17 protein-coding genes are annotated in these 15,785 nt (G+C 63.3%); 11 read left to right on the top strand and 6 right to left on the bottom strand.

Features of this window, described 5'->3' with window-relative positions:
- Positions 1 to 128 precede the first annotated feature (128 nt).
- Complete coding sequence (locus IRZ56_RS12205; RefSeq protein WP_042121737.1) at positions 129 to 344, top strand: dodecin; 216 nt, start codon at positions 129 to 131, stop codon at positions 342 to 344.
- A gap of 106 nt (positions 345 to 450) precedes the next feature.
- The gene (locus tag IRZ56_RS12200) at positions 451 to 672 is read left to right on the top strand and encodes a DUF1161 domain-containing protein (protein WP_196145172.1); all 222 of its coding nucleotides are present in this window, start codon (positions 451 to 453) and stop codon (positions 670 to 672) included.
- Between the two features lie 120 nt (positions 673 to 792).
- On the opposite strand, the gene IRZ56_RS12195 is transcribed toward IRZ56_RS12200, so the two are convergent.
- Positions 793 to 1,797, bottom strand: a complete 1,005-nt coding sequence (locus tag IRZ56_RS12195) for an LLM class flavin-dependent oxidoreductase (protein WP_196145171.1) — start codon at positions 1,795 to 1,797, stop codon at positions 793 to 795.
- A gap of 151 nt (positions 1,798 to 1,948) precedes the next feature.
- On the opposite strand from IRZ56_RS12195, the gene IRZ56_RS12190 reads away from it, so the two are divergent.
- The gene (locus IRZ56_RS12190) at positions 1,949 to 2,374 is read left to right on the top strand and encodes an OsmC family protein (protein WP_196145170.1); all 426 of its coding nucleotides are present in this window, start codon (positions 1,949 to 1,951) and stop codon (positions 2,372 to 2,374) included.
- Positions 2,375 to 2,452: 78 nt separating this feature from the next.
- Positions 2,453 to 2,686: a DUF1161 domain-containing protein gene (locus IRZ56_RS12185; RefSeq protein ID WP_196145169.1), complete on the top strand. Its 234-nt coding sequence runs from the start codon at positions 2,453 to 2,455 to the stop codon at positions 2,684 to 2,686.
- A 100-nt stretch (positions 2,687 to 2,786) separates the two neighbouring features.
- Here the strand turns inward: IRZ56_RS12185 and IRZ56_RS12180 are convergent, their stop codons facing one another.
- Entirely contained in the window at positions 2,787 to 3,200 is a 414-nt protein-coding gene (locus tag IRZ56_RS12180) for a hypothetical protein (RefSeq protein WP_196145168.1), read from the bottom strand.
- A gap of 77 nt (positions 3,201 to 3,277) precedes the next feature.
- Positions 3,278 to 3,691, bottom strand: a complete 414-nt coding sequence (locus IRZ56_RS12175; protein WP_196145167.1) for a hypothetical protein — start codon at positions 3,689 to 3,691, stop codon at positions 3,278 to 3,280.
- Positions 3,692 to 3,757: 66 nt separating this feature from the next.
- Between IRZ56_RS12175 and IRZ56_RS12170 the strand changes: the two genes are divergently transcribed.
- Positions 3,758 to 4,849, top strand: coding sequence for an aminopeptidase (locus IRZ56_RS12170; RefSeq protein ID WP_196145166.1), 1,092 nt, complete (start codon positions 3,758 to 3,760; stop codon positions 4,847 to 4,849).
- A gap of 247 nt (positions 4,850 to 5,096) precedes the next feature.
- Here IRZ56_RS12170 and IRZ56_RS12165 read toward each other — a convergent pair whose 3' ends face one another.
- Together IRZ56_RS12165 and IRZ56_RS12160 are read right to left on the bottom strand one after the other, a co-directional pair.
- Positions 5,097 to 5,747 (bottom strand): HAD family hydrolase, encoded by a 651-nt coding sequence (locus IRZ56_RS12165; protein ID WP_196145165.1) that lies wholly within the window; start codon positions 5,745 to 5,747, stop codon positions 5,097 to 5,099.
- A gap of 152 nt (positions 5,748 to 5,899) precedes the next feature.
- Positions 5,900 to 6,442: a gamma carbonic anhydrase family protein gene (locus IRZ56_RS12160; RefSeq protein WP_196145164.1), complete on the bottom strand. Its 543-nt coding sequence runs from the start codon at positions 6,440 to 6,442 to the stop codon at positions 5,900 to 5,902.
- 103 nt (positions 6,443 to 6,545) lie between these two features.
- Here IRZ56_RS12160 and prlC point away from each other — a divergent pair, with 103 nt between their 5' ends.
- From prlC to IRZ56_RS12130, 6 genes are all read left to right on the top strand, one after another.
- Positions 6,546 to 8,597 (top strand): oligopeptidase A, encoded by a 2,052-nt coding sequence (gene prlC / locus IRZ56_RS12155; protein WP_196145163.1) that lies wholly within the window; start codon positions 6,546 to 6,548, stop codon positions 8,595 to 8,597.
- Positions 8,594 to 8,875 (top strand): YheV family putative zinc ribbon protein, encoded by a 282-nt coding sequence (locus IRZ56_RS12150; protein WP_196145162.1) that lies wholly within the window; start codon positions 8,594 to 8,596, stop codon positions 8,873 to 8,875. The genes prlC and IRZ56_RS12150 overlap by 4 nt, the downstream gene beginning before the upstream one ends.
- A gap of 127 nt (positions 8,876 to 9,002) precedes the next feature.
- Entirely contained in the window at positions 9,003 to 11,018 is a 2,016-nt protein-coding gene (locus IRZ56_RS12145; protein WP_196145161.1) for a M3 family metallopeptidase, read from the top strand.
- 80 nt (positions 11,019 to 11,098) lie between these two features.
- Positions 11,099 to 12,157: a PA0069 family radical SAM protein gene (locus tag IRZ56_RS12140; RefSeq protein WP_196145160.1), complete on the top strand. Its 1,059-nt coding sequence runs from the start codon at positions 11,099 to 11,101 to the stop codon at positions 12,155 to 12,157.
- Positions 12,158 to 12,466: 309 nt separating this feature from the next.
- On the top strand, positions 12,467 to 13,186 hold the full coding sequence (locus IRZ56_RS12135) for a carbonic anhydrase (protein ID WP_196145159.1): 720 nt from the start codon (positions 12,467 to 12,469) through the stop codon (positions 13,184 to 13,186).
- A gap of 185 nt (positions 13,187 to 13,371) precedes the next feature.
- Positions 13,372 to 14,907 (top strand): SulP family inorganic anion transporter, encoded by a 1,536-nt coding sequence (locus IRZ56_RS12130; protein ID WP_196145158.1) that lies wholly within the window; start codon positions 13,372 to 13,374, stop codon positions 14,905 to 14,907.
- A 154-nt stretch (positions 14,908 to 15,061) separates the two neighbouring features.
- Here IRZ56_RS12130 and IRZ56_RS12125 read toward each other — a convergent pair whose 3' ends face one another.
- Positions 15,062 to 15,703 carry a hypothetical protein gene (locus IRZ56_RS12125; protein ID WP_196145157.1) on the bottom strand — a complete coding sequence of 214 codons (642 nt, stop codon included), beginning with the start codon at positions 15,701 to 15,703 and terminating at the stop codon, positions 15,062 to 15,064.
- Between the last annotated feature and the right edge of the window lie 82 nt (positions 15,704 to 15,785).

Raw genomic sequence — 15,785 nt, 5'->3', positions numbered from 1 at the left:
GCTGTAAGGGGTGCGACTGTGCAGCGAAGCGAAAGTGCGATCGAACTTTGCCCCCGGGCGATGGTTCGCAGGTAAACCGGGCCTGCACTGCTAGGCTCAATCTCACACGCCAACCAAGGAGAGCGCTCATGTCCGATCACCACACCTACAAGAAGATCGAGCTGGTCGGGTCCTCGCCCACCAGCATCGAGGACGCGATCAACAATGCCCTGGCCGAAGCCGGCAAGAGCATCAAGCACCTGGAATGGTTCGAGGTGGTCGATACCCGTGGGCATATCCGCGACAACAAGGCAGCGCACTTCCAGGTCACGCTGAAGGTCGGTTTCCGTATCGCCAACAGTTGAAACAAGGTCGGGCTGGCCTGGCCCGGCGAGATGGAGTAAAGGTTTGTGGGTGCCAGTCCTGGATTGGCGCCCTGTACTTTTTTGATCTGAACAAGGAAAGCGATCGATGAAGAAACTGCTGTGGGCGATGGGCCTGATGGCGCTGGCGGGCAGCGCGCTGGCGGCGGGCAAGCCGTGCGAAGAGCTCAAGGCCGAGATCGATGCCAAGCTCCAGGCCAAAGGCGTTACCGGCTATGTGCTGGAAATCGTCGACAAGGGGGCCGGAGGCGGCAAGGTGATCGGCAGCTGCGAGGGCGGGACCAAGGAGATCGTCTACCGCCGCGAGTAATCGCGGGTGCCCACCACCCGTTCGCGGGCAAGCCGCAACGCCGTTCCCACAGGTCGACCTTGCGCCTTTCTGTAGGAGCGGCCTTGCGCCGCGAAACGAGGGCGCAGCCCTCGCCTGGCCTCACTCGGCCTTCAAGGCCTGCGCCAACAGCTCATACGACCGCACCCGGTCCGCATGCTCGTACAAGTCGCAGGTAAAGATCAGTTCATCGGCCCCGGTCTGCTCCAGCAGCACTTCGACCTTGGCCCGCACCTTCTGCGGGCTGCCGATCATCGCCAAGCCCAGGAAGCTGCCCACCGCATCGCGTTCGTGGGGTAGCCACAGGCCGTCCATGCTTGGCACCGGGGGGCGCTGCATCAGGCTCTGGCCACGAATCAGCGCCAGGATGCGCTGGTAGACGGACGTCGCCAGGTATTCGGCCTTTTCGTCGGTTTCGGCCACGACCATGGGCACGCCGAGCATCACGTAGGGCTTGTCCAGTACCGTGGAAGGCTTGAAGTGATCGCGGTAGATGCGGATCGCTTCATGCATGTAGCGCGGGGCGAAATGCGAGGCGAAGGCATAGGGCAACCCGCGCATGCCCGCCAATTGGGCGCTGAACAGGCTGGAGCCGAGCAGCCAGAGCGGCACATCGGTGTCGTGGCCCGGCACGGCGATGACCTTCTGGTCCGGCGTGCGCGGCCCTAAGTAGCGGGACAGCTCTTCGACGTCGTCCGGGAAGTCGTCGGCACTGCCGGAGCGCTCGCGACGCAAGGCGCGGGCCGTCATCTGGTCAGAGCCCGGTGCACGGCCCAGGCCCAGGTCGATGCGCCCGGGGTAAAGGCTCGCCAGTGTGCCGAACTGCTCGGCGATCACCAGGGGCGCATGGTTGGGCAACATCACGCCGCCGGAGCCGATGCGGATGCGCGAGGTGCCACCTGCCAGGTAACCGATCAGCACGGCCGTGGCCGAGCTGGCGATGCCGTCCATGTTGTGGTGTTCGGCCACCCAGAAACGGTTGTAGCCGAACCGCTCGGCGTGTTGGGCCAGGTCCAGGGAGTTGCGCAGGGCCTGGGCAGGGCCGCCATCGGCGCGTACCGGTACCAGGTCGAGGGTGGATATCTTCAGGTCACGCAGGTGCGTCATGGGTGCCTCCGCAGAAAGGTTGGCCCGGGGGCCTTGGGTTCTCTGTATGGGCACTTTCCGGGGTTTCAATGCTAGGCGTCAGATTCAGCTGAACTTGCTGTAAGCCTGAACCTCAGAACCCATAGGTACCCACCCTGAGACAGGAGGCAACATGAAAAAGACAGCATCGGCGATCTGGCAAGGCGGGTTGAAGGATGGCAAGGGATCGATCTCCACGGAAAGCGGTGCCCTCAAGCAGAACCCGTACGGCTTCAACACCCGTTTCGAAGGCTCGCCAGGCACCAACCCGGAAGAGCTGATCGGCGCGGCCCATGCCGGCTGTTTTTCCATGGCGCTGTCGATGATGCTTGGCGAGGCGGGCCTGACCCCCGAGCGCATCGACACCATTGCCGAAGTCAGCCTGGACAAGCAGCCGGACGGCTTCGCCATCACGGCCGTGCACCTGACCCTCAAGGCCAAGGTGCCTGGGGCGAGCGATACGCAGTTCCAGGAAATCGCCAACAAGGCCAAGGCCGGTTGCCCGGTCTCCAAGGTGCTGAACGCGACGATCACCCTGGACGCCACCCTGCTCGGCTAGGGCAGGCGGCGCAACGGGGGCGGTTTCCTGTAGTCTAATCAGCGTTGGCAGCCCGACTGCCTTTTCAGGAGCCGTCCCATGATTCGCGTTGCAACCGCCGTGCTGGTTTCCCTGCTGTCCACGGCTGTATCGGCTGCGCCCAAGCCCTGCGAGGAACTCAAGGCCGAGATCGAAGCGAAGATCCAGGCCGCGGGCGTGACGTCCTATACCCTGGAAATCGTGCCCAACAGCGAGGTCCGCGATCAGAACATGATCGTCGGCAGCTGTGATGGTGGTACCAAGAAGATCATCTATCAGAAGAACGACCGCTAGCCTCCAGGCATAAGGCTGTTGCGCAGTCCATCGCGGCACGAGGCCGCTCCTACAGGTACGGCGCAGCCTGTAGGCGCGGCATTGTGCCGCGAGGCTAGGGTTACGGAACGCAGAACACCTTGCTCGGTTCGTCCACTACCACCTTGCGACTGGCATCGAACAACAGCACCTGTGGCTGCATCACTGGCGCGCGTGCTTCCAGGCGGTAACGTTCGCCGGCCTTGAAGCCGTCGTAGCGCACGGTGAGGTAGCAGGTGCGTTCGGTGGGGTCGGTGCTGAAGCCGCCCGAATACACTTCATAGTCGAAGCGCACCACCAACTCGTGGCGGCCCGGCGTGACCTGGAAGTAGCGGCCATCCTCCAGCCGCTGGCCATCCAGGCGATCGGCCATGATGGTCCTGCCAGGCGTGATGGTGTAGAGGTCGACCCAGGCCTGCTTGGGATCGACGGGCGGCAAGGGGCTGGCGCAAGCCCCCAGTGCACTGAGGGCAATCAGCATCATGGGCTGGCGCATGGCGAAACTCCCGCTCGCGGTTTACAGGCTATAAGCATAGCGCCGACAGGCCCGTGCTGTCGTGAAACTGTGGTGTTTCAGGTGCGTTGGCAACCCGCTGGCATCCCCTGCCCCACCAGCTTCTGCTGCTGGTCGTAGAGCTTGACCCATGGGCGGAAACCGATGCTGCCGGCCTGCAACTGGTAGCGCTGGCCGGCACTGAAATCCTTGAACGTCAGGTTGAGCTGGCAGTCACGCCACAGCGGTTCGTCCACCGGGCCGATATTGCTCGGCGCCACGGCGAACTGGTAGCGCACGGTGAGCTCGTGGTTGCCGGGCTGGACTTCGAAATAGCGCTTGTCGGCCCAGTCGCGTTCGTCTACCTGCACGGCATGCAGCGAGGTGTTGTCGAAGGGCGCCAGATCGACCCAGGCCTGGTTGGGGTCCGGGTCGGGCAGCGTGGAGCAACCGGACAACAGCACGAGCGTGCCGACGGCAATCAGTGAACGCATGGCGAAACTCCCCCTAGGCGAGATAGTCTTGGACCGCACTGGCCGTGAGCGAGATAGACAGCCCTGATGTTTCGACTTTTTCTTTTACAGCGCTCAAGCCATGGGCCTCTCGACCGCGTTTTCAGGCGTTTGGTTCCCGTATTGGCGGTCTTCCTGCTGAGCGGTTGTTCCAGCGTCGGCTACTACGGGCAACTGGCCGAGGGGCAATGGCAGCTGTTGCGGGCGCGTCAGCCCGTTGCGCAGGTGCTGGGCGACCCTTCCACCAGCGCATCGTTGCGCCAGCGCCTGGCCCATGCCGAGCAGGCCCGGCAATTCGCCAGCGAGCGGTTGAAGCTGCCGGACAACCGCAGCTATCGGGTTTATGCCGACCTGGGGCGGCCGTACGTGGTGTGGAATGTCTTTGCCACCCCTGAACTCTCATTGCAGCCGGTCACCCATTGCTTTCCGATTGCCGGTTGCGTGGCCTACCGCGGCTATTACCAGCAAGGCGCTGCCCGTGGCGCAGCGGCGTTGATGCGCCAGGAAGGGATGGACGTGTATGTCGGGGGCGTGGAGGCCTATTCGACCCTGGGCTGGTTCGACGACCCGATCCTTTCCTCGATGGTTGCCTGGGGCGATGAACGCTTGGCCGCGGTGATTTTCCACGAGCTGGCGCACCAGCGTGTCTATGTGAAGGACGACACCGAGTTCAATGAGTCGTTCGCCACCTTCGTGGAACAGGAAGGATCGCGGCAATGGCGTGTGGCGCGCGGGCTTCCAGCGATTCGGGATGACGCGGCGCGCCAGCGCGAGCAGTTCGTTCGGCTGGTACTGGACAGCCGTTCGCGCCTGCAGGCGATTTATGTCGGGCCGTTGAACGAGGCTGGCAAGCGCGCCGCCAAGCAGGCGGAATTCGAGCGCTTGCGGCGCGCGTATCGGCAGTTGCGTGACGGGCCTTGGAAGGGTGATGGGCGTTACGATGCGTGGGTGTATGGGCCTATGAACAACGCCAAGCTGCTGCCGTTCGGGTTGTATGACCAATGGGTGCCTGGGTTTGCGGCGTTGTTCGAGGACGTGAATGGCGATTGGGGCGCGTTCTACGGGCGGGTCGAGGCGTTGGGACGGTTGCCGGCTTCGGCGCGCAAGGCTGAGTTGGCGAGGTTGGCCGGGCGGGGGTGAAGGGGACCGCTTTGCGGCCCAAATCGCGGGGCAAGCCCGCTCCCACAGAACAACGCATAACTATTTGATTTTGCAGGTCTTTGTGGGAGCGGGCTTGTCCCGCGATTGGGCCGGGCCCGATATCACCGTCGCCTGGCAAGGGCTTCGCCCTTGATCGCGGGACAAGTCGGACCGCCGCACCGCCGCTCCCACAGAGGGAGGTTGCGCTAGCCGCTTGTTCTTTGTGCGACAGCGCAGCCCCACGCAATCACCGGCTGGCGAATGCCTGATGCATCTGCGCCAGCGTCTGGAAATGGAACGCTGGCGCTTCGGCCGACAGCTCTTCGTGACTGCCAAAGCCATACCCCACCGCCACTGCCTGCAAACCGTTGCTGTGCGCGCCGATCAGGTCATGCTTGCGATCACCGATCATCAGGGTCTGCGCCGGGTCCAGGCCTTCCTCGTCCAGCAAATGGCGAATCAGCTCGACCTTGTTGGTACGGGTGCCATCCAGTTCGCTGCCATAGATCACCTTGAAGTGGTGATCGAAGGCGAAGTGCCGAGCGATCTCGCGCGCGAACTCCCAGGGTTTGGAGGTGGCGATGTACAGCGTACGGCCTTGGCCGTTCAGGGCCTCGAGCAGCTCCGGTACGCCGTCGAATACCAGATTCTCGTACAGGCCGGTGACGCTGAAGCGCTCGCGGTAGAAGTTCACCGCATCCCAGGCCTTGGCCTCGTCGAAGTTGTAGAACTGCATGAAGGCCTGCAGCAAGGGTGGGCCGATGAAGTGCTCGAGGCGGGCCAGGTCCGGCTCGTCGATACCCAGCTTGGCCAGGGCGTACTGGATCGAGCGGGTGATGCCCAGGCGCGGGTCGGTCAGGGTGCCGTCGAGGTCGAAGAGGATGTTCTGCTGGTGCATGGTGTTCTCGGTATCTATGAGCCGTTTCACTGTGTGGCAGCGGCTAGCGTTGATCCCTTGTGGGAGCGGACTTGCCCCGCGATCAAGGGCGACGGTGATATCGGGCCCTGCCTCATCGCGGGATAGGCCTGCTCCTACCGGTGCGTGGTGGGCTATCGGTCGTAGCCTTCGGCCAGGTGCTGGTCCTTGAGCTTGACGTAGTTGGCGGCGCTGTAGGGGAAAAACGCACGCTCCTTGTCGGTCAGCGGGCGTGCCTGCTTCACCGGGCTGCCTACGTACAGGTAGCCGCTTTCCAGGCGCTTGCCAGGCGGTACCAGGCTGCCGGCGCCGATGATCACGTCGTCCTCGACCACCGCGCCATCCATGATGGTGCTGCCCATGCCCACCAGAATGCGGCTGCCCAGTGTACAGCCGTGCAACATGACTTTGTGACCGATGGTCACGTCATCGCCGATCAGCAACGGGAATCCCTCTGGATTGAACGGCCCGGCGTGGGTGATATGCAGCACGCTACCATCCTGCACACTGGTGCGTGCCCCGATGCGAATACGGTGCATGTCGCCGCGCACCACGGTCAGCGGCCAGACCGAGCTGTCCTCGCCGATCTCGACGTCACCCAGCACCACTGCCGAACGGTCGACGAAAACCCGTGGTCCAAGCTTGGGAGTGTGTTGCTGAAAGCTTCGAATGGCCATGATAGCGCCCCTCTTGAATGCCGATAGGCGGGCTGCCTGCTGCGGTCGGCGTCGATTGTAATTAAGATGGTCCCGTGTTTCCTCCTGCCAAGGTATCTAAACCGTGAGTGCGAACAACCCGCTTCTGCAGTCCTACGATCTGCCGCCCTTCTCGGCGATCCGTGCCGAACATGTGCTGCCGGCGATCGAGCAGATCCTGGCCGACAACCGCAAAGCCATTGCAAAGATCCTCGAACAGCAAGGCAAGAACCCGACCTGGGCCGGCCTGGTGCTGGCCATGGATGAACTCAACGACCGCCTGGGCGCTGCCTGGAGCCCGGTCAGCCACCTCAATGCGGTGTGCAACAGCAAGGAGCTGCGCGAAGCGTACGAGTCGTGCCTGCCGGCCTTGAGCGCCTACTCCACCGAGCTGGGGCAGAACCGCGAGCTGTTCGAAGCCTACCAGGCCCTGGCCAATAGCCCGGAAGCCGCTGGCTTCGACGCTGCCCAGAAAACCATCATCGACCATGCCCTGCGAGACTTCCGCCTGTCCGGTATCGACCTGCCGGCCGAGAAGCAACAGCGCTACGCCGAAGTGCAAAGCCGCCTGAGCGAATTGGGCAGCCGTTTCTCCAACCAGTTGCTCGACGCTACCCAGGCCTGGACCAAGCATGTCAGCGACGAGGCGCAGCTCGACGGCCTGACCGACTCGGCCAAGGCGCAGATGGCCGCCGCGGCCCAGGCCAAAGGCCTGGACGGCTGGCTGATCACCCTGGAATTCCCCAGCTACTACGCGGTGATGACCTACGCCACCGATCGCGCCCTGCGTGAAGAGCTCTACGCCGCCTACTGCACCCGCGCCTCGGACCAAGGCCCGAATGCCGGCCAGTTCGACAACGGCCCGGTGATGAGCGAGATTCTCGACCTGCGCCAAGAGCTGGCCGAGTTGCTGGGCTACAAGCATTACGCCGAGTTGAGCCTGGCCACCAAGATGGCCGAGTCCAGCGACCAGGTGCTGAGCTTCCTGCGTGACCTGGCCAAGCGCAGCAAGCCGTTCGCTGCCCAGGACCTGGAACAGCTCAAGGCCTATGCGGCCGAGCAAGGTTGCCCGGAGCTGTCCAGCTGGGACGCCGGCTACTACGGCGAGAAACTGCGCGAGCAGCGCTACAGCGTGTCGCAAGAGGCCCTGCGCGCCTACTTCCCGATCGACAAGGTGCTGTCGGGCCTGTTCTCTATCGTCCAGCGCCTGTACGGCATCGAAATTACCGAGCTCAAGGGCTTCGACGCCTGGCACCCGGACGTGCGCCTGTTCGAGATCAAGGAAAACGGCCAGCATGTGGGCCGCTTCTTCTTCGACTTGTACGCCCGCGCCAACAAGCGCGGCGGCGCCTGGATGGATGGCGCTCGCGACCGCCGTCGCACGGCGGCCGGTGCACTGCAGAGCCCGGTGGCGAACCTGGTGTGCAACTTCACCCCGGCCGCGCCCGGCAAGCCTGCGCTGCTGACCCACGACGAAGTCACCACGCTGTTCCACGAGTTCGGCCATGGCTTGCACCACCTGCTGACCCGCATCGAGCATGCTGGCGTTTCCGGCATCAACGGCGTGGCCTGGGATGCGGTGGAGCTGCCGAGCCAGTTCATGGAGAACTGGTGCTGGGAACCTGAAGGCCTGGCGCTGATTTCCGGCCACTACGAGACCGGCGAGCCCCTGCCCCAAGACCTGCTGGACAAGATGCTGGCAGCCAAGAACTTCCAGTCCGGCATGATGATGGTGCGCCAGCTGGAGTTCTCGCTGTTCGACTTCGAGCTGCATGCCAACCACGGCGATGGCCGAAGTGTGCTGCAGGTGCTCGAAGGGGTGCGCGACGAGGTGTCGGTGATGCGCCCGCCGGCCTACAACCGCTTCCCCAACAGCTTCGCCCATATCTTCGCGGGCGGTTATGCAGCGGGCTACTACAGCTACAAGTGGGCTGAAGTGCTCTCGGCCGATGCCTTCTCGCGCTTCGAGGAAGAAGGCGTGCTCAATGCCGAGACCGGCCGCGCTTTCCGCGAGGCGATCCTGGCCCGTGGCGGCTCCCGAGAGCCGATGGTGCTGTTCGTCGACTTCCGCGGTCGTGAGCCTTCCATCGACGCCTTGCTGCGCCATAGTGGCCTGACCGAGGACGCGGCGGCATGAGCGAGGCACCTGTGACCAAGACCAAGAAGCGCTTCATCGCCGGGGCTGTCTGCCCGGCGTGCAGCGAACCCGACAAGCTGATGATGTGGAGCGAGGACGGCGTACCGCACCGCGAATGCGTGGCCTGTGGCTTCACCGACACCCTGAACGAACAGGGCCTCTCGGTACCCAAGGAGTTGGGCACGCGGGTCAACCAGGCGGCGCCCAAGGCGGCGCCGGTCCAGGTACAGACGGTGCAGTTCTTCCCCAATCCGAAGCTGAAGAAACCGGCTGAATAAGGCCGTCGCGCCACGTGGATCGCCCGTGGCGTGCCTCTTCTACTGCGGGCGGTAGATATGCCTCCCCTCGCATCGTCTTCGTCGCTCCATGCTCGTGTTGTGATCAACACGGGCAGGGAGTCATGCCATGCAAGAGAAAAACCCCTTACTTAACGACAGTCTCACGCCGGTCGACTATGACGCCGTGCTGCTCGAACACGTGCCTGCTGCCTTCGAGCAGCGCGCCACGGAGCATGAAGTGGGCATGGAAAGGATCATCGAGAATCAACGACAGCTGCCCACATGGGACGATCTGGTGCTTGCGGTCGAAGCCCTGGACGCCGACATGCAGGCTGTGACCTATGCCTCCACGCCGCTGGCATACCGGGGCAATGAATGGGCGGACGCGATCTGGCAGGGCCGCGACCGCATCGATAAGCTGTTCCGGAAAAAGGTGCGAAGCAGGCCTCTGTATACCTTGTATGAGCGTCTGGCCGACAGTGCCGTCGGGGCCAGCCTGGATGCCCATGAACACGCCACCTTGCAGCGCATACTCAAGGAGTCCAGGCTGGCCGGCGTGTTGTTGGACGACGATCAGCGCGACCGCCTCGACGCGCTGGAAAAACAGATCGGCGCGCTGGCATTCGAATTCTTCCTCAACGTCGATACAAGCGTAGGGCAGTCGGGTATCTGGATCGACGACGAACAGCGTTTGCTCGGGTTACCGAAGCCAGTGCGTGCAGAAATGGCCGAGCGCGCCGGTGCTCAGGCATTGGCCCAAGGCGACTGGCTGATAGCGTGCGAGGACGGCCCTTGCAAGGCGGTGCTTGAATTTGCCGAGGATCGCAGCCTTCGCGAGCAGGCCTACCGGGCCTATCACCAGCGCGGTGTCCATGAGGACCCCGAGCAGGACAACGGTACGATCCTCGGGAAATTGGCAGATTTGCGCCACCAGCATGCCCGTTTACTGGGGTTCGGCAGCTTTTCGCAGCTGGCCATCGAAGCCAAGGATGCGCGCTCGGTGGAGCAGGTACGCCTGTTGCTGCTCGATCTGGCGGACCGGGTCCGCCCTGCGATGCTGCAGGCTCGGCGCGAAATCGAGGCGCAGGGCAAGGCGCGAGGGCTGGATGAGGTACGGCCTTGGGACATCGCTTATCTGCTGTCGCGCAGACTCGCGACCCTCAGCACCGATTTTCGGGAATTCTTCTCCCTGGACCAGGTCGTCGCGGCCTTGATCGACCTGGCACAACGACTGTTCGGTCTGACCGTGACCACAGCTTCGCTGCCTCGCTGGCATCCCAGCGTCATGACGTTCGAAGTGCACCAGGACCATGCATTCGTCGGCTACCTGTACCTGGATCTGCTTCTGTACCCGAACAAGACATTCAACGTTCCGGCCACGGATTATGTCCGTAACAGGCGGGTGGATGCCGAAGGTCGCTACCATCCTGCCATGGCCATCGTGTACAGCGAAATCGCGCCCGGCGCGGAGGGAGGGCCGGCGCTGCTCGACCATCTGGCCTTGAGAAAACTGTTCCATGAGTTCGGGCATGGCCTGCACCTGCTGTCGGTGCGCACGACCAACCATCTGTTGTCGGACCCGCGCCGAAACGGCACCGACGGTGTGGAACTCCACGGCAAGCTGCTCGAGCGCTGGGTATGGAATGCCGAGTACCTGGCCGGGATTGGTGCCCACGCTGTGACCGGGCGAAAGCCGACGAAGGACGAGGTCGAGGCTGAATTGGCCGTGCGGCGGTCCAATGCGCTCCAGGCATTTGCCGATGATTTGAGCCTGGCGCTATTCGACCTCGAACTGCACTCGACACCGCTGGATGGCAAACCTGTGGAGCAGCGCCTGGTGGAGTGCCGCGAACGTTGCGGGTGCTGGCCGTTGGCGGATTTCGAGAAACCTGCGCATGGCTTCAACCACATCGTTCAAGGCTATGAAGCCGGGTACTACGCCTACATTTGGGCAGAGGTGAACGCCGCCGATCTATTTACCCGTTTCGAGCGGCACGGCCTGCTCGATCGTGAGGTCGGTCGGCGCTTCCAAGAGACACTGTTCGACCCGGGCGCCTCGCGGCAAGTATCGGACGGTGTGGAAGCCTTCCTCGGTCGCAAGACAAGCATCGAGCCGTTCTTGCGCTGGCTTGGCATCGCCTGAGCCGGTTGTCGGCTGACCAAAGGTGCTGGAATGAACCTTCGTACAGGATTACTGTATATAAATACAGTAAGGAGTGCGCGATGTTTTCTCCAGCACCGCAAAAGGGCCGAGGCACGGCCCATAACCCGCACAATCGTTTTTCCCCGGCCCACAGCGTGGCGGAAGACGATGGCTGGTACCAGGAAGTGCCGCAGACCCAGGGCACCGAGGTGCGGTTCGAAACGGCCAAGAGTATCATCACCCGCAATACGTCACCCGACCTGCCCTTCGACCGCTCCATCAATCCCTACCGGGGCTGCGAGCATGGCTGCATATACTGCTACGCCCGCCCCAGCCATGCCTATTGGGATCTTTCCCCTGGGCTGGACTTCGAGACCAAGCTGATCGCCAAGACCAACGCGGCAGAGGTGCTCGAGCAGCAATTGAGCAAACCGGGCTATATCTGTGCGCCGATCAACCTGGGCTCGAACACCGACCCCTACCAGCCCATCGAACGGGAACAACGCCTGACCCGGCGCCTGCTGGACGTGTTGCTGCGCTATCGCCACCCGGTGACCATCGTCACCAAAGGCTCGCTGGTGCTGCGCGACCTGGATTTGCTCGCCGAGCTGGCCAGCCAGCGGCTGGCCCGGGTGATGATCAGCCTGACCACGCTGGATGACGATCTCAAGCGCACCCTGGAGCCGCGGGCCGCGTCGCCCAAGGCGCGGTTGCGGGCCATTCGGGTGTTGCGTGAGGCAGGCGTGCCGGTGGGCGTGTTGTGCTCGCCGATGATCCCGATGATCAACGACAGCGAGCTGGAGCACTTGCTGGAAGCAGCCAAGGAAGCCGGTGCGCAGAGCGCGGCCTATATGATGCTGCGTCTGCCGCTGGAGGTTGCGCCGCTGTTCGAGCAATGGCTGCACGATCACTACCCGCAACGGGCTGCCCATGTGCTCAGCCTGATCCGTCAGAGTCGAGGTGGCGAGCTGTACGACAGTCGCTTTGGTTCGAGGATGCGCGGCGAAGGGATCTTCGCCGAGCTCTTGGCGCAGCGGTTCGCCAAGGCCATGCGCCGGTTGGGGTTCCAAGGGCGGGAGGCACAGCCGCTGGACTGCACCGCATTCTGCCCGCCGGGTGGGCAGATGGCGTTGTTTTGAACGGCCTGGGGCGTTGTGCAGCCGCAATAGGTTAAAAAGCCATCCCTAGCCTGGCTCATGGCATCCAATATTTTTCTTCCAGGCTATTGGCTGCTGATGCTTTTTTGCTATTATCGATTTCCCGCCTTTCGGAGCTGGAACGCCCGTTCTAGAGCCTCCAAATTCAGTTTCAGTTAAGTTTTCCACGGTAGCGTGAGCCCACAAGAGATTGTGATGAATGGGCCGTGCCCGGCATCTAACGCCCTGCATAACCAGAATCTTTACCCGGTAAACTGGAACTTACCCTACACACCGTCAAGAGGATGAATCATGCCCGTCAAGGACCCATCCAAGGTCGTCCCGGCTGCCCCCGCCGAAAGTGCCGATGCCGCCCTGAAGCATATCGTCGACGGCTTCCTGCGGTTTCACCATGACGTCTTCCCCGAGCAGCAGGAGCTGTTCAAGAAGCTCGCCACTGCGCAGACCCCGCGCGCCATGTTCATCACCTGCGCCGACTCGCGCATCGTTCCCGAACTGATCACCCAAAGTTCACCCGGCGACCTGTTCGTGACCCGTAACGTAGGTAACGTTGTACCGCCCTACGGGCAGATGAACGGCGGCGTCTCCACGGCCATCGAGTACGCCGTGCTGGCCCTCGGCGTGCATCACATCATCGTGTGCGGCCATTCCGATTGCGGTGCCATGCGAGCGGTACTCAACCCCAACTCGCTGGAGAAGATGCCCACGGTCAAGGCCTGGCTGCGCCACGCCGAAGTCGCCCGTACCGTGGTCGAGGACAATTGCTCCTGCGGCAGCGAGCACGAGAGCATGCAGGTACTGACCAAGGAAAACGTCATTGCGCAGTTACACCACCTGCGCACCCACCCCTCGGTCGCCTCGCGCCTGGCCGCCGGCCAGCTGTTCATCCATGGTTGGGTCTATGACATCGAGACCAGCCAGATCGAAGCCTATGACGCTGCCAGTGACAGTTTCTTGCCGCTGACCGCCGATCAGCCGATCCCCTGCGCTACACCGAGAGGCCGCTACTAAGCGGCCCACGCCTCGCAGTAACTTTTTGCCGGCCGGCCACACCTGCTGAGGGTGTGGCCAGTTGTCGGCTGCCTTGAATTCCCCTGACTGCCTTGCCGGCTCGCCGGCGGCCCGCGCCTGCGCGCGTGTCGGGGATCCCTGTGCCTGCGGCTGGCGGACTGGCCGCGTATCGAGAAAGGAGCTTCATGGTGAACAAGACACAGATCAAAGCGGCCCTGCCGCGTGAGTTGTTGGCGTCGGTAGTGGTCTTTTTGGTGGCCTTGCCGTTGTGCATGGGCATTGCGATCGCTTCGGGCATGCCTCCGGCCAAGGGGCTGATCACTGGCATCATCGGCGGCATCGTGGTCGGCTTCCTAGCCGGTTCGCCCTTGCAGGTCAGCGGCCCGGCAGCGGGCCTGGCGGTACTGGTATTCGAGCTGGTGCGTCAGCATGGTGTGGCCATGTTGGGCCCGATCCTGTTGCTCGCGGGTCTGTTGCAGCTGTTGGCCGGGCGGCTGCGCCTGGGCTGCTGGTTCCGCGTCACGGCTCCTGCGGTGGTGTACGGAATGCTTGCCGGGATCGGCGTGTTGATCGTGCTGTCCCAGGTGCATGTGATGTTCGACAGCGCGCCCCAGCCATCAGGGGTTCAGAACCTGCTGGGCTTCCCGGCAACGGTGGCCGCGGCCCTGCCGCTGGAGCGCGCGGGCCATGGCTGGCAGGCCGGCGCCCTAGGGCTTGGGACCATCGTCTTGATGTGGGGCTGGGAGCGCTGGCGCCCGCAGCGCCTGCGCTTCATTCCCGGGGCCTTGCTGGGTGTGGCGGCGATGACCGCCGTCAGCCTGTGGCTGGCGCTGCCGGTGAATCGTGTGCAGGTACCGGCGGACCTGTCCGAAGCCATCGACTGGCTGCGTCCGGACGACCTGCTCAAGTTGGCCGACCCTACCCTGCTGGTCGCCGCCTTCGCCCTGGCCTTCATCGCCAGCGCCGAAACCCTGCTCTCGGCGGCTGCGGTGGATCGTATGCACAGTGGCCAGCGCTCGGACTTCGACCGTGAACTGTCGGCCCAGGGGCTGGGCAACATGCTCTGCGGTGTGCTGGGCGCATTGCCGATGACCGGGGTGATCGTACGCAGTTCGGCCAACGTCCAGGCGGGTGCCCAGACGCGTTTGTCGGCGATTTTCCATGGCTTGTGGTTGCTGGCATTCGTGGTGGCGCTCAGCAGCGTGCTGCAACAGATCCCTGTGGCCAGCCTGGCCGGCGTGCTGGTGTATACCGGTATCAAGCTGGTGGACTTCAGGGCGTTCCGTGGGCTGGGCCGGTACGGCCGCATGCCGATGTTCACCTATGCGGCCACGGCGCTGGCGATCATCTTCACCGACCTGCTGACCGGCGTGCTGCTTGGCTTTGCCCTGACTTTGCTGAAACTGGCGCTCAAGGCGGCGCGGCTGAAGATCAACCTGGCCACGCTGCAAGAGCCTGGACACATGGAGCTACGGCTCAGTGGCGCCGCGACCTTCCTCAAGGTGCCGGCATTGACCCAGGTACTCGAAAGCGTACCGGCGGGTACCACGCTGCACGTGCCGTTGAACAACCTCAGCTACATCGACCATTCCTGCCTGGAACTGCTCGAAGACTGGGGGCGCAGCAATGCGGCCAAGGGGTCTCGGCTGTTGATCGAGCAGCGCGGGCTCAAGCGGCGTATCGAAGGGCGGCTGCGCACGACGGCGGGTGCAGGCGCCTGATTGCAGATCTTGCGGGAGCGGCGGTGCGCCGATCCGACTTGTCCCGCGACTAGGCCGGGCCCGATAACGCATCGCCAGGCAAGGGCTTCGCCCTTGATCGCGGGGCTAGTCGGACCGCCGCACCGCCGCTTCCACCGAGTCAGCGCTGAAAGGGTCAGGCCGGCTGGCCCAGTTCCACACCCAGCTGGCGCGACAGGCATGGCCAGCGCTTCCAGGCGGCGCCGGTCTCTGGGCTGCAGAGTTTCTCTCGGTAGGCTTCGACCGACTCCACGGCGAAGCTCTCGTCGTCGAGCATCTGGTCCACCGAATGATGCACCACTTCATCGAGCTGGTTGGCGAAGGTTTCGCCGATCAGTTGGTGGGCGATCAGGTTGGCCACGGTGGTGTCTACCGGGATCAATGGCTGCTGGAAATGGCGGATGTACAGATCATTGACCTCTTCGACCAGGCGATGGGCCAGATAGGCTTCGTCCAGCAGGCAGTCCAGGCCGACATGGCCTTGCATGACGCTGGGCGGTTGCAGGAAATAGGCTTCGGCGATCTTCAGTACCGGCCTGATCTGCGACTCGATGCCAGCCTCGCGGGCCACCTCATGGGCGGCTTCCAGCAGTTCCGGAACTTGGTCGATATAGGCGCTGACGAAACGCGCCAAGGTACCCTGGGCATCCTGCTCGGGCAGATGGATCGAAGGATGCAGATGCGGCAGTTGTTGTTCCAGACGCTGTTTCAGTTGGCCGGTCTGGCCCTCGTGTTGATGGGCGTGGGTGATCTGCTCGCGCACAGCAGCGATGTTCATGACAACTCCAGGGACAAGGCGTTACAAACGGAAGACACTAAATTAGCTCGGTTGTGAGAATGCCTAAGACGCATTTGTTATA

Origin of the sequence: Pseudomonas guariconensis, from assembly GCF_015680235.1 — a bacterium.
GTDB lineage: Bacteria > Pseudomonadota > Gammaproteobacteria > Pseudomonadales > Pseudomonadaceae > Aquipseudomonas > Aquipseudomonas guariconensis_A.
This window is presented reverse-complemented; position numbering and strand designations above follow the sequence as displayed.